Source organism: Leptolyngbya iicbica LK (genome assembly GCF_004212215.1).
GTDB lineage: Bacteria > Cyanobacteriota > Cyanobacteriia > Phormidesmidales > Phormidesmidaceae > Halomicronema > Halomicronema iicbica.
On sequence record NZ_QVFV01000002.1, the window covers coordinates 531,874 to 552,036 of the forward strand.

Annotated in this window: 20 protein-coding genes; 6 read left to right on the plus strand and 14 right to left on the minus strand. The window is 54.9% G+C overall.

Annotated features, from left to right (window positions below):
* Positions 1 to 125: 125 nt before the first annotated feature.
* The 5 genes from DYY88_RS09390 to DYY88_RS09405 form a co-directional block, all read right to left on the minus strand.
* Positions 126 to 1,193 carry an Mrp/NBP35 family ATP-binding protein gene (locus DYY88_RS09390; protein WP_201279053.1) on the minus strand — a complete coding sequence of 356 codons (1,068 nt, stop codon included), beginning with the start codon at positions 1,191 to 1,193 and terminating at the stop codon, positions 126 to 128.
* 185 nt (positions 1,194 to 1,378) lie between these two features.
* The gene (locus DYY88_RS09395; protein ID WP_039730209.1) at positions 1,379 to 3,439 is read right to left on the minus strand and encodes a cation:proton antiporter domain-containing protein; all 2,061 of its coding nucleotides are present in this window, start codon (positions 3,437 to 3,439) and stop codon (positions 1,379 to 1,381) included.
* A 485-nt stretch (positions 3,440 to 3,924) separates the two neighbouring features.
* A complete protein-coding gene (locus DYY88_RS09400) occupies positions 3,925 to 4,326 on the minus strand; it encodes a fasciclin domain-containing protein (protein WP_039728290.1) in 402 nt (133 codons plus the stop codon).
* A 112-nt stretch (positions 4,327 to 4,438) separates the two neighbouring features.
* Positions 4,439 to 4,600 carry a hypothetical protein gene (locus DYY88_RS24095; RefSeq protein ID WP_160299587.1) on the minus strand — a complete coding sequence of 54 codons (162 nt, stop codon included), beginning with the start codon at positions 4,598 to 4,600 and terminating at the stop codon, positions 4,439 to 4,441.
* A gap of 85 nt (positions 4,601 to 4,685) precedes the next feature.
* A complete protein-coding gene (locus tag DYY88_RS09405; RefSeq protein ID WP_039728289.1) occupies positions 4,686 to 5,984 on the minus strand; it encodes a CO2 hydration protein in 1,299 nt (432 codons plus the stop codon).
* Between the two features lie 185 nt (positions 5,985 to 6,169).
* Between DYY88_RS09405 and DYY88_RS09410 the strand changes: the two genes are divergently transcribed.
* Complete coding sequence (locus DYY88_RS09410; RefSeq protein ID WP_039728287.1) at positions 6,170 to 6,598, plus strand: NUDIX hydrolase; 429 nt, start codon at positions 6,170 to 6,172, stop codon at positions 6,596 to 6,598.
* A gap of 33 nt (positions 6,599 to 6,631) precedes the next feature.
* Here the strand turns inward: DYY88_RS09410 and DYY88_RS09415 are convergent, their stop codons facing one another.
* The 3 genes from DYY88_RS09415 to DYY88_RS09425 all read right to left on the minus strand — a co-directional run bounded on the left by DYY88_RS09415 (position 6,632) and on the right by DYY88_RS09425 (position 11,686).
* Positions 6,632 to 8,164, minus strand: a complete 1,533-nt coding sequence (locus DYY88_RS09415) for an NADH-quinone oxidoreductase subunit M (protein ID WP_039728286.1) — start codon at positions 8,162 to 8,164, stop codon at positions 6,632 to 6,634.
* 79 nt (positions 8,165 to 8,243) lie between these two features.
* Positions 8,244 to 10,109, minus strand: coding sequence for an NAD(P)H-quinone oxidoreductase subunit F (locus DYY88_RS09420; RefSeq protein WP_039728285.1), 1,866 nt, complete (start codon positions 10,107 to 10,109; stop codon positions 8,244 to 8,246).
* Between the two features lie 791 nt (positions 10,110 to 10,900).
* The gene (locus tag DYY88_RS09425; protein ID WP_242517595.1) at positions 10,901 to 11,686 is read right to left on the minus strand and encodes a lysophospholipid acyltransferase family protein; all 786 of its coding nucleotides are present in this window, start codon (positions 11,684 to 11,686) and stop codon (positions 10,901 to 10,903) included.
* Between the two features lie 599 nt (positions 11,687 to 12,285).
* Between DYY88_RS09425 and DYY88_RS09430 the strand changes: the two genes are divergently transcribed.
* The 4 genes from DYY88_RS09430 (at position 12,286) to DYY88_RS09445 (ending at position 15,149) form a co-directional block, all read left to right on the plus strand.
* Complete coding sequence (locus DYY88_RS09430; protein WP_039728281.1) at positions 12,286 to 13,152, plus strand: sirohydrochlorin chelatase; 867 nt, start codon at positions 12,286 to 12,288, stop codon at positions 13,150 to 13,152.
* Positions 13,153 to 13,217: 65 nt separating this feature from the next.
* On the plus strand, positions 13,218 to 14,093 hold the full coding sequence (gene cobA, locus DYY88_RS09435; protein WP_084607131.1) for a uroporphyrinogen-III C-methyltransferase: 876 nt from the start codon (positions 13,218 to 13,220) through the stop codon (positions 14,091 to 14,093).
* Between the two features lie 225 nt (positions 14,094 to 14,318).
* Complete coding sequence (gene def / locus DYY88_RS09440) at positions 14,319 to 14,885, plus strand: peptide deformylase (protein ID WP_039728280.1); 567 nt, start codon at positions 14,319 to 14,321, stop codon at positions 14,883 to 14,885.
* Positions 14,886 to 14,951: 66 nt separating this feature from the next.
* Positions 14,952 to 15,149: a hypothetical protein gene (locus tag DYY88_RS09445; RefSeq protein WP_039728279.1), complete on the plus strand. Its 198-nt coding sequence runs from the start codon at positions 14,952 to 14,954 to the stop codon at positions 15,147 to 15,149.
* Positions 15,150 to 16,105: 956 nt separating this feature from the next.
* Here DYY88_RS09445 and DYY88_RS09450 read toward each other — a convergent pair.
* Complete coding sequence (locus DYY88_RS09450; RefSeq protein ID WP_201279052.1) at positions 16,106 to 16,621, minus strand: Dps family protein; 516 nt, start codon at positions 16,619 to 16,621, stop codon at positions 16,106 to 16,108.
* Between the two features lie 241 nt (positions 16,622 to 16,862).
* Here DYY88_RS09450 and DYY88_RS09455 point away from each other — a divergent pair, with 241 nt between their 5' ends.
* Positions 16,863 to 17,618: an aspartate/glutamate racemase family protein gene (locus DYY88_RS09455; protein ID WP_039728276.1), complete on the plus strand. Its 756-nt coding sequence runs from the start codon at positions 16,863 to 16,865 to the stop codon at positions 17,616 to 17,618.
* 145 nt (positions 17,619 to 17,763) lie between these two features.
* Here DYY88_RS09455 and DYY88_RS09460 read toward each other — a convergent pair whose 3' ends face one another.
* From DYY88_RS09460 to DYY88_RS09475, 5 genes are all read right to left on the minus strand, one after another.
* Positions 17,764 to 17,979: a CAB/ELIP/HLIP family chlorophyll-binding protein gene (locus DYY88_RS09460; RefSeq protein ID WP_039728275.1), complete on the minus strand. Its 216-nt coding sequence runs from the start codon at positions 17,977 to 17,979 to the stop codon at positions 17,764 to 17,766.
* A 48-nt stretch (positions 17,980 to 18,027) separates the two neighbouring features.
* Complete coding sequence (locus DYY88_RS09465) at positions 18,028 to 19,149, minus strand: DUF3326 domain-containing protein (RefSeq protein WP_044151337.1); 1,122 nt, start codon at positions 19,147 to 19,149, stop codon at positions 18,028 to 18,030.
* Between the two features lie 14 nt (positions 19,150 to 19,163).
* Positions 19,164 to 19,337, minus strand: coding sequence for a DUF8621 family protein (locus tag DYY88_RS24100; RefSeq protein WP_165390109.1), 174 nt, complete (start codon positions 19,335 to 19,337; stop codon positions 19,164 to 19,166).
* A gap of 186 nt (positions 19,338 to 19,523) precedes the next feature.
* Complete coding sequence (locus DYY88_RS09470; protein WP_039728274.1) at positions 19,524 to 19,844, minus strand: 2Fe-2S iron-sulfur cluster-binding protein; 321 nt, start codon at positions 19,842 to 19,844, stop codon at positions 19,524 to 19,526.
* Positions 19,845 to 19,963: 119 nt separating this feature from the next.
* Positions 19,964 to 20,149, minus strand: a complete 186-nt coding sequence (locus tag DYY88_RS09475) for a hypothetical protein (protein WP_039728273.1) — start codon at positions 20,147 to 20,149, stop codon at positions 19,964 to 19,966.
* Between the last annotated feature and the right edge of the window lie 14 nt (positions 20,150 to 20,163).

Sequence of the window (20,163 nt, forward strand, 5' to 3'; positions counted from 1 at the left end):
ATAAACCTCTCCTTGGCAAGGAGAGGTGCCGCAGGCGGTGAGGTTTCTCCAAACGTTGAAACGCTACGCCTGAAGCTGGATGACGTTCTTCGTATTCCGGCAAGCGGGTATCGTGAAGCCGTCCGTTAGGAGGCTAGCGCGGCGACGGAGACTTTGCCCGCAACGGACTTGGCAATCTCAACGAGTGCCTTGGCCGAGGCGCTTTCCGGCGACTGCACCACAATGGGGATGCCGCGATCGCCCCCTTCCCGCACGTCCATTTCCAGGGGCACACAGCCAATCAGCGGCACTCCCAGTTCTTGAGCCGCTTTTTCGCCGCCGCCGGAGCCAAAGATGTCGTATTGCTTGTCGGGCATGTCTGGCGGAATGAAATAGCTCATATTTTCCACAATGCCAATTACGGGCACTTTGAGCTGTTGGAACATCTTTAAGCCGCGTCGGGCATCGGATAAAGCCACATTTTGCGGTGTGGTGACAATCACTGCACCCGCCATGGGGACAGCTTGGGCCAGGGTCAGTTGGGCATCGCCGGTGCCCGGTGGCAGATCCACCACGAGATAATCGAGTTCGCCCCAGGTGACCTGATACAGAAACTGGCGAATGACACCATTCAACATGGGGCCACGCCAGATCACGGGCTGGTCGCGATCGATCAAAAAGCCCATGGACACCATCTTGACGCCGTGGTTAAAGGCGGGTTCCAGCACTTCGCCCTGCGCCCCTTGCTGCACCACCACGTTGGCGCTTTCGAGGCCCAACATGGTCGGGGCGTTGGGGCCATAGATATCCGCGTCGATCAGGCCCACTTTGGCCCCAACCTGAGCGAGCGCGACGGCCAGGTTCACCGCGACGGTGCTTTTGCCCACACCGCCCTTGCCGCTGGAGACCGCGATGATATTTTTGACCCCCTCGATGCCTTGGCGATCGGGCAAGGATTTTTGCTGGGGGGTTTCGGCGGTGACCTCCACATTCACCGACTTCACGCCAGGTAAGGTGCGCACCGCTTTTTCGCAGTCTTCAACAATGAACTCGCGCAAGGGGCAGGCGGGGGTGGTGAGCACTAGAGTGAAACTCACGTCGCCGTCGTTGACCGCCACATTGCGGATCATGTTCAGCTCGACCAGACTCTTTTGGAGTTCGGGGTCTTGCACCGGGCGCAGCACTTGCAGAATGGAGGGGACATCCAAAGTCATAATGATGGGTTCTGTTAAAGCAGCAGGAATATCGCTTGATTAAGTCGCTTATCCCTTCATCTTAAAGGGTTGGCGGTCACCCCAACGGGGAAAGTCGGTCAGTCTGGCTGAACAATTTTGCATACACCGCATAGAGTTTGGCGGGGCTGCCATGAATGAGCATTGCGCTGCGCTCATGCGCCCTACTAGGAATGGGGTTCGCCAAAGAGGACGACGGAGCAGGGAATGTCATCCATGACCCGATGGGTGACATCGCTGACGGCTAAACCCGCCGCCGTGCGCCGTCGCATCGATCGCAAAATTACGAGATCGACATGGCGGGCGGCGGTCAAAATGACCGTAGCCGGATCATCGTGGCGGATGCATTTGATGCCGTACTCGACCGGATCGCCCTCAGCCATCACGGCGTGCAATTGGTCTTTGAAGTGTTGCAGGTCGTCAGCGGAATGGGTGCGATCGCTGACGTGTAGCAGCGTAATGGAAGCCTCGTGAGTAGCCGCAAACACCTGTCCAAACCGGATGGTGTGAATCGTTTGCGGAGTCATGATCTTGACGGGAATCAGGATCCGTTTCAAGTCAATGGGCGCTTTCTTTAACCGGGTCACCGCCACCGGGCAGTGCGAGGCCCAAAATACATTGTCGATAATGCTGCCCAGCAGGCGAGCGCGTAATCCCTCGGTTTGGCTGCGGCCCATCACCACCAACTGGGCATGGTGTTCGCGGGCCGTACGGCTAATGCCGTCGGCCAGATCGTCGTCAATGCGGATTTGGGGCCGGGCTTCGGTGCCGACGGCTTCACTAATGGCTTGGGCGGCGTCTAAGAGTTTTTGGTGGTGGTTCAAGGCCATGAGCAATTTCGGGTCATCCATATGGGCATGGGCTGGGGCGATCGCCAGCGGCACGATATACCCTTTTTCATGGCGAGCGATGAAGGAGGCCATCTCAATCAAATAGCGCTGCGTGGCGGGATTCGATAGCGGCACGACCACGACAAACGGCTTTTGCGGTGTTCCTTCGGTGGTGAGCCAGTCATCGGCCAGGCTGTCTTCGGCGACGAGTGGCCCAGCGGGCAGCGGCAATTGGCTGGCAAAGCGACTGGTGGTCGTGGAACCCAACAGAGACGTGACCAGCATCAGCACAATCACCGCATTAAACACGGGCGCGGTAATCAGCCCCACCTGCAAGCCCACAAGCGCGGCGGCCAATGTGGCTGCTACCTGGGGCAGAGACAGGGACCACATGGTTAAGATTTGGATGCGGCTATAGCGAAACCAGAGGCCCGCGATCGCTGCCGCCAAAAACTTGGTCAGTATCAGCGTCAGCACAATGCCGACAGTCAACCCGAGGCGATCGGTCAGCGCTTCTAGAAATACCGGGACATCGAGCAGCAGCCCCATGCAGACGAAAAAGAAGGGGATGAAGAGCACACTGCCAAAAAATTCCACCTTTTCTTTCACGGGGCCATCGCCCACCACACCGTTGACAGCTAAGCCTGCGAGAAACGCCCCGACGACTTTATCGACGTTGACCATCTGCGCCCCGACGGCGGCCAAAAATACCGCCAGCAGGACGAACAAAAATTGGTTGCCCTGTTCACTCCCGGTACGGCGAAAATACAGCCGACCGGCCCAGTCCAGCCCAAACAGCACGGCGGCGGCGTAAGCCCCCAAGCCCACCAGTTGCAGCGTTAATGACCAAGGCGAAAAGTCGCCCCCCTGCAGCGATACGCATACCGCCAACACCAGCAAAGCCGCAATATCGGTAAAAATCGTCGCGCCGACGGTGACGGTGACGGACTCGTCGCGGGTGACCCCCAGCCGCATGACGATGGGGTACGCCAGCAGAGTGTGAGACGCCATGAGCGAACCGATGAGCACCGCCGAAACCCAGCCAAAGCCCGTCCAACGGCCCAACAAAATGCCGCCGATTAAGGGAATGGCAAAAGTCAGCCCCCCAAAGGTCATCGCGCGATCGCGGTTGCGGCTAAATTCCCTCAGGTCAATTTCTAGCGCTGCGACGAACATGAGATAAACCTTGCCAATATCAGCAAAGAGCTTCTCAATTTCGCCTGCCGGATCGAGCAAACCCAATCCGCTGGGGCCCAGCAATACCCCCGCCAACAACAGCCCCACCAACCCTGGCAACCGCACCCGCTCAAACAATGGTGGCAAAGTGAGGCTCACCATCAATAACGTGGTGAAGGCCATTAGGGGATTATCAATCACCAATTCCCGAATCCCATCCACGGCAGCATCTCCTTGCACCTACGACAGTCATCAGGCTGTCACACATCTGGTTTTATTATCAGCGAGTCATGACCCGGCAACAGTCGTGACTGCATGAGTGAACTGGCGGCATCAGTCTAATCAACAGGGGTTGGGTAAAACGCTCAACACTCTCGCCGTTGGGCTGAGGCTAACTAGACATAGAGCGCGATCGCTCATGCTCTATCAACAAAAAGTGGGTAGGACAGTGCCCTACCCACGGAGATACAGGAGTTTTTAAGGAGATAACGACTTCAGCCAGATCCCAGTTTCTAGCGCGTTTTCAAGCAATCACACCCAAAAGAGTATTTATGCTTTTCTATGACACTTTGGCTAGGGATATAGCCTTGTCTATGTGTTATTTCAACAAAAATGCTTGGATTTGGCAAGTTTAGAAGCATTAAACTTTTTATGGTTGCCATTGACTGATGCGCCATTGCCCGGCTTTTCCCATCAGACGGTGCCGATCATCCCATCAAAATCACGTTGTCGAGGACATGAATGATACCGTTGTCGGCCTCAATATCGGCAGCAAGCACCGTGGCATTCTTCACCTCAAACCCTTCAGTGCCATCAATAGGAATGGGTGCCCCTTCGACGGAGTCAATTTGGCCCATTTTGATCAGCTCGTCTTTGGTGTGTTTGCCTGCCGCCACGTGAAAGGTCAGAATCCGCGCTAGTTGCGGAGGATTTTGCACGAGGGTCTGCACGGTGCCAGGGGGCAGCTTGGCAAAGGCGTCGTCGTTGGGGGCAAAAACCGTAAACGGGCCGTCACTTTGTAAGACTTCCACCAGGCCAGCAGCTTGCACAGCAGCGACCAAGGTAGAAAAGCCTTCAGTATTCACGGCGATATCGACAATAGTGGGCATGGGTTTAACTCCTGCTGGGAGAGCAAAGGTGAACGAGAATGGAACATGCGGGAGACGCGATCGCCTCCCAGTCCCCGAGAGCATGACATCCGCGTGTGAGGCCCAGGCTGGCCTAGTCCAACTCGAGGGCAGGGCCTTCGAGCCAGGCGACGTGGATGTCGGGCAGATGGACGGGGATGAGCGGATAGGGCACTTGGGACATGACGGTCAGGCCCGCGATCGCGATCGCACTCGCGGCAAAAAAGGGATCCAATCGGTCTAATAAGCGTCTCATCGCAACTTCCTAAAACCGTAGTGAAACAGATTCAAAAGTGAACGCAACCAAAAAACGTTTTTGAACAGCGATCGGCCCCTCAGCCCTAGCGATAATCCTGACTTTGGATATCGCGGAGTCGCGCTTCGGGACGCAAAAAGCGGTCCATTTGCGCTTCAAAGAACTGCCGATTGGCCATGCGGTGGCGGGGATTTGGATCATCCAGCGGATACAAGAGCGCCGTCCTCAGCGCTTGAATCACCGCCGAGGTGACGTTGTACATCGATCGCTGGAAGGTTATGCCCAACTGAATCAGCATGTCGTCTTCGCCCCGGCAGTATTGCTGGTAATACTCCAGCAGGTAAGGGGGCAAAAAGTGGAGCATGTCTTGCATCAGCAGCGTCGGGGGAATGCCCGCACTGCCTACGGGGAAGACATCGGCGTACAGGATGCCGTAGTGGAAATCATTCTGATCGGCCGGAACTTGGCCCGCCTGGGCATTGTAGGATTTCGTCCCCCGGAAGGGTGCCGTGCGATAGAAAACTGACTCTACATAGGGGAGGGCCGCTTCGTATAGCCAGGTAAAGCCCTTCGATTTGGGAATCAACTCGAAGCATTCATCGCCGATGTAGACATGGTGATAGATGGGGCGACCCGCGACAGCAAAAATGCCATTCACCAAAAAGTCCATGGCATCGGGCACGCCCTTAAAGCCGCCTTCGTCATAGATGTCGCTCATTTCGAAGAAGACGGGGGCCATGACTTCCCAAAACAGGCCCAGGTTGGAGTAGTAGGACAGTTCCCGACATTTTTCGTAGAACATCTCGGGGAACAGCTTGTGCAGCCCCAGCATCAGCGGATTGCGCTTGAAGTAGGCTTTGATAGCGAGATCGCAGTTCGCCTTGTATTCATCGGTATAGAGGTAGTCGTTGTAGCGGCCGCCCATGTCCTGGTGCCACAGCATCGCCTTCATGCAGGCTTCGGCAAATTCCATGTTGACGCGATCGTGCCAGAGGTGATGGAAGAGTTTGGGAAGCTTGCGCTTCATTTCCCCTTTTTCCATAAACTCCAGCAGTTCGGGATGAGCCGTCGCCTCACCGCGCCAGATGCGCAAATCGGCGGTGTCACCCGCGTAGTGGTTGTGCAGATCCAAATATTCCTTGGGCAAGAAGTATTTGAATGCCGGGAGCGGATCGAGGAAGACTCGCTCGGCAATGTAGAGCAAATCCCGCCAGTAAAAGTCCATCGGCACGGCGTACGCCTTGTAAATGCCGATGATTTGCATCAGGTTTTCTGGCGTGTCGGGCAGCATCGAGCCGCCTGCCTCTAGTCGGTGAATCACATCCGCATGGGGGTGATTGGATGGGGGAATAATGCCGGGTTTTTGCGTGAGGGTAGTGGTCATGGTTGTCGCTGGGTAATCGGTAAAAGGGTTAGGTGTCGTAGGGGCGAGGCATTTTGTGAATCACGTGATTTATAAATCCAAAACATAACAACCAAAATGCCTCGCCCCTACACATGGCATGGGGATGAATCGCCATTCTGGCCGTTGTTGGCGATGATGGGGACGGTCATATTTCAGGCAGAGACATGGGGAAGAAAAAACGCATTCGATCGCTGGCCATCTGTGTGCTGCGCCAGGGCGATCGCCTATTGCTGCACGAAGGGGTCGATACGGTCAAAGGCATTCGCTTTGGGCGACCGCTGGGGGGCGGCATCGAATTTGGTGAACATAGCCGCGAGGCGGTAGTACGCGAAATCCGCGAGGAGTTAGGCGCAGAGATTACCGATGTCGAGTTGCTAGGCATCATGGAATCGATTTACGTCTACGAGGGAGAACCCGGTCACGAGATGGTGTTCGTCTACAGCGGTCGCTTTGTCGACGAGAGTCTGTATCAGCGAGAGAGCTTGACCATCACCGAAGGCAAACGGCAGTTTGAAGCCTACTGGCGATCGCCCCAAGAGTTACAAGAGCAGGGCATCCTATTAGTGCCAGAGGGACTTGAAGACTTGCTGTAAAGCGGTTTCCCCAGCCCCCAACTCAGCGCAGAATTAATCCAACACCTGGGGGGCACGGGTTAACTCCGCCACCAACGGCAGCGCCGGGGTCTGCAACTCGGGCGTTGTTGGCGGCAAGGTCGCCACTAAAGTAGAGGCGGTCGATTCGCTCCAACGCACTAACCAGTTCGGCTGTAGTCCCAAAAAGAGAATCAGCGAAGCCAAGATCCAGGCGGGAAAGCGCTCGATAAAAGTCACTTTGGGGAAGTAGGCAATGTCGTTATCCAGCTTGCCGAAACAGGTGCGGTTCAGCAGGATGACGAAATAGACCGCTGTTAAACCTGTGCCAATCACACACAGCAACGTTTGCAGGGGATAAGTGGCATAGCTGCCCTGGAATACGAGGAATTCCGTCACAAAACCCACAAGACCGGGAATGCCCGCGCTGGCCATGCCGCCCAACACCAACATGGCGCTGGTCATGGGTAAGCCCCGAATCGGATTCATCAGACCATTGAGCACGTCTAGCTCGCGGGTGCCCACCTTGGCTTCCACCACCCCCACCAGGTGAAAGAGAATCGCCAAAATCAACCCGTGGGAAACCATTTGGCTGACTGCCCCGGTGAGGGCCAAATCGGTCATGGCCGCACCGCCCAGGAGAACGTAGCCCATGTGGCCGATGGAACTGTAAGCCACCATGCGCTTGATGTCTTTTTGCGCGATCGCGGTAATTGCCCCATACAGCACACTAATTGCCGCCCACACTGCCAAATAAGGGGCCACCACCGACCACGCATCGGGGAACATGCCCAACCCAAAGCGGAACAGGCCATAGGTGCCAAGCTTAGCCAGCACCCCGCCCAAAATCATCGCGACGGGAGTGGAAGCTGCCACGTAAGTATCCGGCAGCCAGGTATGAAAAGGCACCAGGGGAATCTTGATGCCAAAGGCAACGAGCAACATCACCAACAAGATAATCTGACCTGCCAGCGGGAGTGTTTCGCCCAAAGCGGGGGTGTAAGCAAAGTCCGTATGCTCGGTCAGCCACACCGTCGCCAAAAAGGCCGCCAACATGAGTGCTCCCGACACGGCGGTATAGAGCAAAAACTTGGTCGCGGCATAGTTGCGCTTTTCACCGCCCCAAATCGCCACTAATAAATAGAGCGGCACCAGCTCTATTTCATACAAGAGGAAAAAGAGCAGCAAGTTTTGCGCCAAAAAGGCCCCGGCCACGCCGCCACTGACCAACAGCATCAGGGCATAAAACAGCTTGGGGCGATCAATTTCACTGGAACAACTCCACAGCGCCATCCAGGTGATGAGGGAATTCAACGCCACCATCAATAAAGACAGGCCATCCAAACCCAGGTCATAGTTCAGCCCTAACAGCGGTAGCCAGGGGAAGAATTCACGAAACTGGAAGCCGGGATTGCTCAGGTCAAATTGCGTGAACAGCCAGATTGTCCAGAGGACGCTGAAGCCCGCGATCGCTAACGCTAGCGATCGCGCTTGCTTGCCCGTGACTTGCGGCAATAGCGCAATGGGCAACGCGCCGATAATGGGAAGCCAGATTAAAACACTCAGCATGGTTTTAGGTCAGTAAACGTGCGCAAAACAGGAGAAACGTCGGAATGCATCAAGTCCGCTCAGAGCAGCGAACCCCGGTCTAGGGCGTCGCAAAAACTGCCGTAAAAATGCCCGGTAAATACTGCCAGCTCATAATGATGCTGATGACTGCCACACAGAAGGTAATCGTCAGCGCGTAGAACTGGAGGCGACCACTGTTGTTGTATTTCAGCGCTTCGCCGCTAAAGACCGACGCTAAGCCAACGAAATTCACGAAGCCATCGACCAAGTAGCGATCGAGCCAATCAGTGAGTCGCGACAGTAAATCCACTCCTAATACCACGCTGGAGCGATAGAGACGGGGTGTGTAAAAGTCAAAAGCGAGCAAGTTTTGGACCGGAGCCGGCACCAACTTTTCAGGCGACTCAACGCGACGTCCCACATACAGCACCGCCCCAACGGCAAAGCCCAAAAGGCTCGACCAAATTAGCGCTACTCCCATGTCTTTATTCAGCGTGCCCCAGTCAGGTAACAGCCCTAACGTACTGAGAATCAGCGGGAAATGTAGGGTAAAGCCCACAGCAATCATCATGGGCACCACCATCAGCCAAATGGGCTCAGGCGAGCGAATGGTCATCTGATTGACAGGGCCAGCAAAAATCAGCCCAAATGCTCGCGCCAGACCAAATGCCACAATCCAGTTCACAGCGAGGACGATCGCCACCAGCACAAGTTGTTGGCTTTCCCACAGCCCGGTGACTAGCTCCAGCATTGACCAAAAACCACCCAGCGGCGGCAAGGCCACCAACCCAAACGCGCCGACCAAAAAGGCCAACCCAGTCATGGGGCGACGTCCCCACAGACCGCCCATCTGAGTCACATCTTGAGTGATGACACCCAAAATAATGGAGCCTGCGCCCATCACCAGCACCGCCATCGCTAGGGCATAGGTCAGCACCAACAGCAAAGCGGCTTCTGGCTGCTGAGCACCCACAGCAATAAACACTAAACCCATATAAGTGCTCGCCAGGTACGACAACACCCGCTTGAGGTCGATTTGGGCGACGGCAATCAATGCGCCACCCAAAGCCGTAATCGAGCCGATCGCTGCCGTCACCGCCAACACTATCGGCGATAGCGCTAATACCGGAGCCAGCTTAAAGAGAATCCACGCGCCAGTCGCCACCACCACCGCGTTCCGCAAAATGGTGCTGGGTAACGGTCCTTCCATGGCCTCGTCTAGCCACAAATGCAGCGGGAATTGAGCACACTTGCTCATCGGCCCAGCAATTAGGCCCACGCCCACCAAAGCCATGACCGTCGGATCAACCTCGGCGGTTTGCGCCCAGGCGGCGAGTTCACGAAAATCCCAGGTGTGTGCCAAAGGATAAATCGCCAGTACCCCCATCAGCAAAATCAGGTCGCCGACGCGCTTGGTCAAAAAGGCGTCCCGTGCCCCGGTTACCACCAACGACTGGTTGTACCAAAAACCCACCAGTAAGTAGGTGCCCAGGGTCAAAATTTCCAGCAAGAAATAGGAAAAGAAAAGAGAATTACACAATACCAGTGCACACATCCCCGCTTCGAAGAAAGCCATGAAAGCGAAGAAGCGCCCCCAGCCCCAGTCCATTTCCAGGTACCCTACGGCATAAATTTGCGCCAGCAGGTTTAGTCCAGTAATAAGGATGCAGGCGCCAATGGTAATGGCCGACACCTCTAGCGGAATGATGAGGTTGAAATCGGCAACATTCAGCCACGGCACAAAGAAAAACTGGTCGTTAGAGTTACCCCACAGCGCCACAAAGGCCCAAATGCTATGGGTAAAGGCCAAAAATGTCATCAAAATATTGACGTAGCCAGCCGGACGGGGGCCAGTGCGCCGGATAAATGCGGGCGACCAAGGAATCGTTAGCAGCGTCCCAATCAGGGGATATACCGGAATCAGCCAACTCGTTTCGGTAATCATGGACGGTCTCGATGTGATGTCAGCGGGTAATTAACCAGACCTATGGCAATCTATTTCAGAGAACACAACTCCCTGCCCTCGCTGAGAACAGCTTGGACAAAGCGCATGTGAAGGCACCAGAGCACATCTATGGCAGCGCCAACTAGATTGAAATAAGTCTATGCATTAGCTAGTGTAAAGGCTCTTCGGTGCCTTCGTCTAGAGGTTTATTGACTCCAGCCAATTTATAATTCAATCCTCATTGATAAAAATCGATAATAGATTCACGCTGCCACTTCTCCGATGTCTGATTTCCTGTCCGATGGCAGTGTCGGCCTGGGAGGCTATTGGTCTGAACGGTGTCTGAGGCGTCAATGATTCAACGAAGCGTCCAAGCGTGTCCTCTGCTGTGGCTAGCCTTTAATTAAACAACTCATCGGGCGATGATGTGCTAGAGCTCCGAGCAGTCAGGTTTCTCGCAACTCCTTTCCGAAGCTCATCGGACGGAAATTTGAGTGCGTTTGAGTAACCACCGCTGGGGAAATTTGCCTCTGCACCTGATCCTGCAGCACCGCCTCTTCCTCGGCTTTCGCCCAGAAAGAGTACTGCCGCAACCTGGCAGTACTTGGGATGGAGAGGCTTGGCAGTACTGTTAGGGAAGGGCTTTAGACTTACCCGCGTCTTTTGCGATCGCACAATGGAGCGTGAAATCTGGCTCAGTCAGCAAGCGGAAATGTGCGGTAAAGCAGGGCTGAGTCAGGGGTCATGTCTTGGGGAGTCCCCATACTCCTTATCTGCTGGGCGAGCCGAGCCTAAAGGTTTGTTTCGATCCGCTGCTGTTGCGTTGTCGATAAATCAGTCAGGTTATGGGCTAAATCTTCGATCAAATAACGGGCACTGGATTTAACTTCTTCTGCGGTCAGGGCTCGGTTTTCTTGAGTGGGTAGATAGGTGTCCACAGACAAGGGGGGACCAAAAGCGACTTCGACATGGCCCCGCCAGCGCGGTACGGCAGGGTCATAGTACAAGCTGACAGGAATGATTTTGACGCCTAACTCATGGGTCTGGGCTTCGGCTTGTAGAGCGATGCGGGCCAGACCGGGCTTGAGGCGGTGTACTTGACGATCGCGAAAAATGCCCCCTTCGGGATAGATGACCATCATTTGCTCGTGCTGCAAGAGTTCAATGCCGTGGCGCAGGCTGGCAATACTGGGCGATCGCACATTAATCGCAAAGCCCCCTAAACGGCGAATAAACCACCCCTGTAGTCCTTGGACTTCGTCAGATGTGACCATGAAGTGTAAGTCGCGACCCGTGACTGAGCGTCCGGCGGCGTAAGGAATCACAATGGAGTCCCAGCGAGCGCGGTGGGTCGGCGCAAGGATGACCGGACCTTGGTGTGGGAGGTGCTCTTGACCCACAATGGCGACCTGACCAAAGTAGCCAGGCAACACAATTTTTTCACCCAGAAAATAGGCGATGGGCGTCAGCCAAGGCGAGCACTGCGATAGATGGTGGGGGTGCTGGCTAGTAGGCGAAGGGGACAGGCTGACTGTAGACATAGACGATTTTTGAGCGATCGCGGTTTCGAGAGACACGTTTCAGTTTCGGTAACTTGCAAACTGTGTTTACCGTAGTGGGTTAAGCCTGACGTCACCGCCATGGCTAGACACTTTTTACGAGTGTCATGGCAGATTTGCCGTCTCTGTAACTCAGAGATGGCATGTTGAGACGGGGAACGGGGCTTATGGCGTGGCTATTTTAGAAAGGGAAGCGCAGAATAGAGGGTAGACCAAGCAACGACTTTCAGAAATGTCATCAGGCGATCGCGAAATCCTTCGCTAACTGCTGCGCTTGCTACATTAGCCTAATTCGACCTTCTATAATGTTGAAAAATTAACCACTGTAGACTTCTTTCCCATGATGTGACTTGGTCAGTGAGGCAATGATCTCGAGACTGTTCACTAGTATTAGGCGATTACAGCGGCTGACAGCCCTAGCAATGACAGCATCATGGTTGAACTCTGGGCTATGGCGCTTTCCACAGATATCGAGAATGTCTCAAGGGCTGAAAGGCGCAGGGCTCAACTTGAAAGTTTGACCTAATGCCAGCAGCATGATGTTTTTGTCGGCAACATTGTGCCATTTAACGGTTTGTCAGACCTCAGCAAAAGATTTGAATTTTAGGGTATCTCCCATGCGCACGGCCTATCTTTTAGTCTCTCACGGTAGCTCTGATCCTCGTCATCAGGCAGGGCTGACGCGGCTGGCTCAAGGAGTTCGGCAACAGTTGAGCCGTGGTCATCAAAGTACCCAGATCACCATTCGCCCTGAGTCTGCCCCCTGGAGATCGCGCCCCCCAGCCGCAGACCTTGATACCGAATCTCCGATTGTGGGCACCGCCACTTTAGAAGCCGCTGAACAGTCCCTAGCCGAGCAAATTGTGCAATTTTCCCGCAGTTTGTCTCAGCTAGATATCCAACAACTGGTGATTGTGCCGCTGTTTCTGCTAGCAGGCATTCACGTTAAAGAGGATCTGCCAGCCGAAATCGGCTGTGCCCAACAACAACTTCGTTCTGGAGTCTCGATCAAGTGCCTACCTTATTTGGGTAGTCGGCCACAGTTCAAGCAGCATATAGCGACCCGGATTGCGAAAACTAAGGCCGATCGCTGTCTTTTGCTGGCCCACGGCAGCCGTCGCCCGGCGGGTAATCGTGCCATTCAGCAATTGGGACGCGGGCTCGACACCGATATTGCGTTTTGGACGGTTCCCCCCGACCTAGAGACGCAGGTTTATCACCTGATGCAACGGGGCCACCAGCATATTGCGATCGCACCCTTTTTCCTGTTTCCGGGCAGCATTACCGACGCCATCACTCACCGCACTGAACAAATTGCTGAGCATCTACCCAAGTTGTCATTGAGGTTGCTGTCGCCGCTGGGTACTAACAGTGAATTGGGGGCTGTCATTGCCGACATTATTCAATCAGCGTGGCCGTCGGTCACAGCGATGAACGGGGGCGCTGAGGTGTTATCGATAGCAGACAATAGCGTCACCGCTTAAGATTCTCTTAATATTGATAATTAAACTGTCATCTCTATACAGGCACCCCAGAGGAATCCGGCAATATGACCGACCGATTTCAGCAGAATGAAGGCGATCGCTTACCTGGCAAAGTCTATTTAGTGGGTGCCGGGCCAGGCGATCCGGGGTTGTTTACCCTAAAGGGCAAGGCTTTGCTAGAGACGGCAGATGTGGTCGTTTATGACGCCTTGGTGAGTCCGCCGATTTTGGCGATGGTCAATCCCCAAGCTAAGCTGCTGCCTGCGGGTAAGCGGCGGGGGTATCACTCACTCTCACAGACCGCAATTACTGAACTGCTGATTGAACAGGCACAACAACACACCACGGTGGTGCGTCTCAAGGGAGGCGACCCTTTCGTGTTTGGGCGCGGCGGAGAAGAAATGAGTGACCTGGTGGCAGCTGGCATTCCGGTAGAAGTCGTGCCAGGGATTACGGCAGGGGTGGCGGTGCCTGCCTATGCGGGCATTCCGGTGACTCACCGTCAACTCAGCTCCAGCGTGACTTTTGTGACGGGGCACGAGGCGGCTGGCAAATATCGGCCTGAAGTGGAGTGGCAAGCGATCGCCCAGGGATCAGAAACCATCGTCATTTATATGGGGGTGCATAACTTGCCCAAGATTGTGCAGTCTCTGACGGCGGCGGGATTGGCCGCAGATACCCCGATCGCCTTAGTGCGCTGGGGGACGCGCCCCGAGCAGTCAGAACTGGTCGGCACCCTAGCTACCATCGAAGCCGACATGACGGCGACTGGCTTTGCGGCTCCCGCGATCGCCGTGATTGGCCAAGTGGTGACCATGCGCGAATCCCTTGCCGTCTGCCGCCCTGTGCTCCAGACAATTGAGACCGGAACCCTCTTGCCGGGACTAAAAGTTCCCCAAGGATCGGCAACAACGACAGGACACCTTGCTACGATGGAATAGGCTGACTGAATAGGTAAAACTTTTATTGGCGGCTCCAGGCGAATGGTTCGAGCCAAGACGGTTTGCTGGACTTGATCTCACTCACGGGGTCTTGCAAACTATTGGTGAAAAGTTGCCCCAGTGGCGGCGAAGTTCTCAGCACAGCCTTGCGATCGCTCTCATAACCCCACCCTCAGCGATTTCTACTGCATTTGATTGATTGACGTTATCGACATATATCGCTTTATGACTGCTACTCTCCCGGTTGAAAAGAAGAAGCTCAAGCATCCTCCCCTCGACATCCACACCCTGGGGGACAAAGTGCTACGTCAACCGGCCAAGCGCGTCGCCAAAGTGGATAGCAGTATGCGCGACCTGGCCTACGACATGCTCAAGACCATGTACAGCTCGGATGGCATTGGGTTGGCAGCGCCCCAAGTCGCGGTGAATAAGCAGCTCATTGTCGTCGATATTGACCCCGAAAACGCTGCCGCGCCGCCGCTGATTTTGATGAACCCCAAAATTATTCGGGCGAGCAAAGAAGTCTGTACCGACAAAGAGGGCTGCCTGAGTATTCCCGGTGTGTATCTGGACGTGGTGCGCCCCAGCGCTATCGAGGTCAGCTTCAAAGATGAAAATGGCCGACCTCAGAAACTGCAAGCCGCCGACCTCTTAGCTCGCTGCATTTTGCACGAGATGGATCACCTGACGGGCGTCATGTTTGTTGATCGCGTCGATAATCAGCTGGCTCTGAACCAAGAATTGCAGAAAAATGGATTTTCCGCTGGGGATGTAAAAGCGATCGCGGGCTAAGCCTTGCACTGGGGGCACGGCCTGGGTTACATAAAAGGAATAATTTTCTCAGGAGAGAATCTAACTGTGTGGACTCCCAAAAGCGGTCTGTTGTTGCTGTGCTCTAGCCTCGCGGCGATTTCTGCTGTCGCGGCCATTTTTGAGCTGTCCACGGGTGACCCCGATTGGGGCTTTGGCCCGACTTATGCCTTGGTCGGAGTTGCCGTTCCTCTCGTTGGTCTCTTTTTCTACGCGGCGGTCAAAGACGCCAGAGCCAATATGTAAGATAGTCCAGTGTGTCTTCCAGTATTCTGACCTGCCTGTAAATAGATGGGCACAATTATTGTGCAGACAGGTCTCGACTCCGCTCAACCCTCAACTTCTGACTAAGCCAGCACCATCGCTGATTGAGCAGAGTCGCAATCAACCACCCAGTTACCATTTAATTAGGCGCAACTACTCACACATGCGCCATAGCACAAGGGGCTACAGCCCCGTAAATGTTGAGTGTGAAGCGCTCCGCCGGTATTGAATCCCCTCTGGGGAGGGGCGTTGAGGTGGGTTAGTCAAGTCATGACTGATATCTGACCCACCCCGCCCTCCGGGCACCCCTCTATCGGAGCTATCCATTAGGCATAAGTCGCTCAAAGTTATGCCAGCAATGGTTTCTAGACTTCGGTTGAGCGATTAAAACCTCACCGCCTGCGGCACCTCTCCTTCTCAAGGAGAGGTTTATTCATGGGCTGGGAAGAAAATTGCCTCAAATCTGACCGGGGCTCCGGTTCCTCTCCTTGGGTACGTGTTTAGCGTCGATTTAAGCAGCGCGATTTTGCCGCACCATGGCTTGGGCGACTTGTTCGATGAACGAGTCGCCTCGTTGTTGGCAGGGNNNCGGTCATCCTATCAGCGCGATAGTCACTACCTTAAGCCTCCTTTTCTCTGCTGGGAGGAATGACAACCGAACACAGACGCTAAACACGTACGGTTCCTCTCCTTGGCAAGGAGAGGTTAGGTGAGGTTCTACAGTCCTGAAAACGGCTACAACCGATCTCTAAACTGACTAGCTGAAAAGGGATACAGCAACTTTTGTGTAAGGGATAGCTCCATCGGAGGGGTGCAGCTATTCCGAACTAACGCTAAACACGTACACAGCCCCTTGATAGTTTGCGCTGATGTGGCCAATGGGGAGGGTGGTTACCCTCCCCCCAGTTAGCGGCACCTTAGCGGCAACCTTGCGTGGATTATTTCGCCAGGAGACTGCGGAGCATCCACGCGGTTTTTTCGTGTACTTGCATGCGCTGGGTTAGTAAGTCAGCCGTCGGTTCGTCGTTGGCTTTATCCACCACCGGAAAGATGGAACGAGCGGTGCGTACCACGGCTTCCTGACCTTCCACCAGTTGGGCGATCATGTCTTCAGCGCTGGGCACGCCTTCTTCTTCCTTAATGGAAGAAAGTTTGCCAAAGGCTTTGTAAGTGCCCGGGGCCGCGACGCCTAAGGCCCGAATGCGTTCGGCAATCATATCAACGGCGAGAGCGAGTTCGTTGTACTGCTGCTCAAACATGAGATGCAACGTCTGGAACATGGGACCAGTGACGTTCCAGTGAAAGTTGTGGGTCTTGAGGTAAAGGGTGTAAGTATCAGCGAGCAGGTTAGATAGACCGTCGGCAATGGCCTGACGATCCTTTTCCTCGATGCCGATGTTGATCGGCAGCGTGCTCACTTCGGTAGCAGCAGTGGCTTTCTTGGTTTTACCCATGGATGTTTCTCCTTCGCTGACGAGCTAGTTGCGATCGCCCGCCGCATTCATGATTTTGCACGCTAACCATAGTGGCGCGATTTGGGCCAGTTGGAGTAAATGCGTAACATTCTTCTAGGCATCTTGGGAAATGTGTGCGATCGCGCCACTGACTTTTTGTTAATCCGCGACAGTCAACCGCTAGCGACTCGATTACATTAGAAACTGCCAAACGCCAATATTCGATTTTCGGGAACTGCCCATGACTGTAACTCCCACCTGCCGCATCAAAGTGATTAACGGCAACACTTGTGAGCCGATGACGCAAAATATTGACGCTTCGGCACAAGCGGCGAAGTTCCCCCATACCGAAATCATTACAGTGACTCCTAATGCCGGGCCGATTTCGATCGAAGGCTTTTATGACGAATATTTGGCGATTCCGGGTGTGATGGAACAGATTATTTTGGATGCGGACTCGGACGCTTTCATCCTGGCCTGTTGGGGCGACCCTGGCATTGAGGCGGCGCGGGAAATCACGGCTAAACCAGTCGTGGGCATTGCTGAAGCCAGTCTCTATGTGGCGAACATGCTGGCCGCCAAATGGAGTGTCGTAACAACGCTCCATCGAGCTCGGGACATGGCCGAAAAAACGGTGCAGAAAGCGGGCATGACAGAACGCTGTGCCTCCATCCGGACCACGTCACTATCCGTTTTGGATACCGAAAACGATCGCGCCCATACGGTTGAAATCCTCGCGGCAGCTAGCAAGTTAGCGATTGAAGAAGATGGCGCCGAAGCGATTTGTCTCGGCTGTGCCGGGATGAGTGGGCTGGAAAAACAGTTGGAGGAGCGGCTCGGCGTCCCCGTTATCGATTCCGTTGCTGCTGCCGTCAAAATGGCAGAGTCGCTCGTCAGCTTAGGTAAGCTCACCAGCAAGCAGCTCACCTACCGCTTACCAGAAAAGAAAGTGATTCGCGGTTATGGCGACCATTTTCAAGTGGAGAATTTTGCCTGAGCCGAAATCTCATCAGGAGCTGAATACAGGACCGAATCTGTGAGAGCTTGATGACGAATCGAGCAACACAGAATTAGTTCGAGGCGTAGCGCATTGAGCCGTCGATAGCAGGGTGATCGCTCCTTCAACTCAGTTATCCAGCGGCTCAGAATCCGAGCCAGGTGAAAAAGTCTTGTCGAGTAATCAGCTCCAGCAGCAGCAATGCCACAAAGCCAATCATGGCAAACCGACCATTGATGCGCTCGGCGTAAGTATTCCATCCGAAGCTGGGAGCCTTTTCGGCGGTTTCGGTAGCTGATGCCGCTTCAGTCGTCGGCGTATCAGAGGTGGGTGTTGACGTGTCCTGGGAGTCAGCAGTCATGATGAGTTGGCGGTGTCGGTGGATGAAGAATCGATTTCCCTAGCTACCTTAGCCCAAGAGAGCATCTTGCGGAAGCGATACAGGGATTGATGACGATGAGGACGTGGGCAACGAGGTTGAAGCGTCGGGCTGAATCTGGGGCAGATGGGGCGCGATCGCCCTCGCGTCAATTCCTGCTTTGTGGGCTGCCATTACCCCGATCGCTTCCAAATAGGAGCGCACCCGTAGAGCGTTGACGCCCACTTTTTCGGGGGTAATGGTGAGGGTGGTCGTGTTTTCTTCCACGGCGATGAGCTGGGCAGCGGTACCACTCAAACTCAGCACGCCACTGCCGCCAAAGGCTGTGGCCGGGGCAATCACCGCATCGACTTGGTCGCGATTGACGATGCCCATGGGGCGATCGCCCGATGTCACAAACTGCGGCGCGCGGCTGAGTCCGGCCAACACGCAGGGCAAGAAGGTATGCCCCAGCTCTTCCGCCGCCGACTTGGGCGACAACGTCGGGTCTAGCGGCAGCGGACTCAGGGCTGGCGCATGGGCACAGGGAATCTGCAAATGCCGCACCAGTAAGTGGCTAATGACGGCTTCAGCTCCCGCGAGGGGGTCAACCCCTTGCCCCTGGCGATAGTTCTGTAGCGCGATCGCGTCTTCCTCTTCGGGAAAGCGGACTACCACGGCGATCGCCTCGGCCCCTAGCTGCACCAACCGCTCGGCGGCTCGGAGTAACGTGCCAGGATTGGCAATGGTGCCCCAGGTCGCGCCAGAGTCAGCCGTTTGCAGCGTTACCCTAACCGGGGCGTCAGTTACGACATAGTCCGTCATCGCCAGTCCTAAAGTGGCACGGGCGGCGTCGGCGGCCTGCACATGTCGCCAGCGCAAAGACTCCTCGATCTCGGAATCCAGCAGCAGGCCGATGCGGTTGCGATGCACGGGGCGCAGTCCCCACTGACCCGCCGCAAACTGATCAAGACCGTAGCCTTCAACATACAGCGCATTGGGCAGGGGCCAATAGAGTTGGGCACCGTTCAAAACATTAGGGTGAGTGATGACGGTGTCGGCCACTTGGGCGATCGCTCGCACCACCGGCAACGCATCGCCCGCATAGCCACCAATGGCGGCCCCCACCCCGGTCGGCACAATGAGGACTGCCGTGTAAGGCCGTTGCAGCATAAAAAATTAAGCCACTACTTTTCGGTGACAACGGCTTCGACTTTGGCCGTTTTTTGCGTTTCGTCTACCTCAGCGATCGCCCATCGCAGGGGCTCCCCGCGCTTTTGCAATTCTGCTTCCACTTTTTGGGGCAGTTCCACCGGATTTTCGGTCAAATCAATTTCAGCAGCGATAAAGTGAGTGGTCATAACAATGCTCCAAACTTAACTTTTGCAAGGACGTGACGGCGATCTCGGTGCCAAGTCAAACGAGTTTTCGGCCTCGATCCGTCGCTAACTGAGGGATCAGAATTATCCAAGCTCCAACTCTGCCCCAATCAATGCGGTGCTCAACGGCAAACAGCCGAGAGGTCGGTTCTGACCGTAATTAAAGGCTTAGGAAGGCTGTCCAAACTGCTTTTGGTAAACCACATCCTCTTTTTCAGTTTCCAGCTTAATGTCCGACCGAGGAAAGGCTACACACAGCAAAGCATAGCCTTCAGCCTGCAAATCTGGCCCGACCCCCATGCCGTCGGTTTGATCCACAGATCCTTCAGTAATGAGGGCGGCACAGGTGGTGCAGACCCCGGCACTACAGGAAAACGGTAGATCTAGCCCGGCTTCGTTCGCCGCCGTCAGAATGGGAGTATCTTCAGGCACTTGAATGCTGGTTACTTTGCCCTGGTGCTTAATTTCAACAGTGTACGTATTGGCCATGGACGCTTATTAAACAGTGAACTCACAAGTGTAAACGACAAGGGGGGCAGGTCGGATGAATCTGCGTTCAGGATGGCCGCAGGGGGGTGAGCGATCGCAACGCAGCGATCGCCCCGACGTTATCCGTTCGTGTCAGCCGCTGGGAAAATCTCATCGAACTCGGCAATCAAATCATCCATCTCTTCCAGCGCTTGATTCACGTCAATGCGCAGCATACCAATGTCAGGCTGTTCCAAAAGCTTGACCAGGGCTTCTCGCTTGCTGCGAATCATCTCGACCCGGTCGCGAATTGCTTGCTTTTCCATACTGTTTTGCCACT

Excerpts from the sequence above, each read along its gene's own strand:
- def (WP_039728280.1), top strand. The coding sequence starts at position 14,319 with ATGACTGCTACTCTCCCGGTTGAAAAGAAGAAGCTCAAGCATCCTCCC.
- DYY88_RS09390 (WP_201279053.1), bottom strand. The coding sequence starts at position 1,193 with ATGACTTTGGATGTCCCCTCCATTCTGCAAGTGCTGCGCCCGGTGCAA.
- DYY88_RS09410 (WP_039728287.1), top strand. The coding sequence starts at position 6,170 with ATGGGGAAGAAAAAACGCATTCGATCGCTGGCCATCTGTGTGCTGCGC.
- DYY88_RS09415 (WP_039728286.1), bottom strand. The coding sequence starts at position 8,164 with ATGCTGAGTGTTTTAATCTGGCTTCCCATTATCGGCGCGTTGCCCATT.
- DYY88_RS09465 (WP_044151337.1), bottom strand. The coding sequence starts at position 19,149 with ATGCTGCAACGGCCTTACACGGCAGTCCTCATTGTGCCGACCGGGGTG.
- DYY88_RS09400 (WP_039728290.1), bottom strand. The coding sequence starts at position 4,326 with ATGCCCACTATTGTCGATATCGCCGTGAATACTGAAGGCTTTTCTACC.
- DYY88_RS09460 (WP_039728275.1), bottom strand. The coding sequence starts at position 17,979 with ATGACTGCTGACTCCCAGGACACGTCAACACCCACCTCTGATACGCCG.
- DYY88_RS24095 (WP_160299587.1), bottom strand. The coding sequence starts at position 4,600 with ATGAGACGCTTATTAGACCGATTGGATCCCTTTTTTGCCGCGAGTGCG.
- DYY88_RS24100 (WP_165390109.1), bottom strand. The coding sequence starts at position 19,337 with ATGACCACTCACTTTATCGCTGCTGAAATTGATTTGACCGAAAATCCG.
- DYY88_RS09450 (WP_201279052.1), bottom strand. The coding sequence starts at position 16,621 with ATGGGTAAAACCAAGAAAGCCACTGCTGCTACCGAAGTGAGCACGCTG.
- DYY88_RS09455 (WP_039728276.1), top strand. The coding sequence starts at position 16,863 with ATGACTGTAACTCCCACCTGCCGCATCAAAGTGATTAACGGCAACACT.
- DYY88_RS09430 (WP_039728281.1), top strand. The coding sequence starts at position 12,286 with ATGCGCACGGCCTATCTTTTAGTCTCTCACGGTAGCTCTGATCCTCGT.
- cobA (WP_084607131.1), top strand. The coding sequence starts at position 13,218 with ATGACCGACCGATTTCAGCAGAATGAAGGCGATCGCTTACCTGGCAAA.
- DYY88_RS09475 (WP_039728273.1), bottom strand. The coding sequence starts at position 20,149 with ATGGAAAAGCAAGCAATTCGCGACCGGGTCGAGATGATTCGCAGCAAG.
- DYY88_RS09405 (WP_039728289.1), bottom strand. The coding sequence starts at position 5,984 with ATGACCACTACCCTCACGCAAAAACCCGGCATTATTCCCCCATCCAAT.
- DYY88_RS09470 (WP_039728274.1), bottom strand. The coding sequence starts at position 19,844 with ATGGCCAATACGTACACTGTTGAAATTAAGCACCAGGGCAAAGTAACC.
- DYY88_RS09420 (WP_039728285.1), bottom strand. The coding sequence starts at position 10,109 with ATGATTACCGAAACGAGTTGGCTGATTCCGGTATATCCCCTGATTGGG.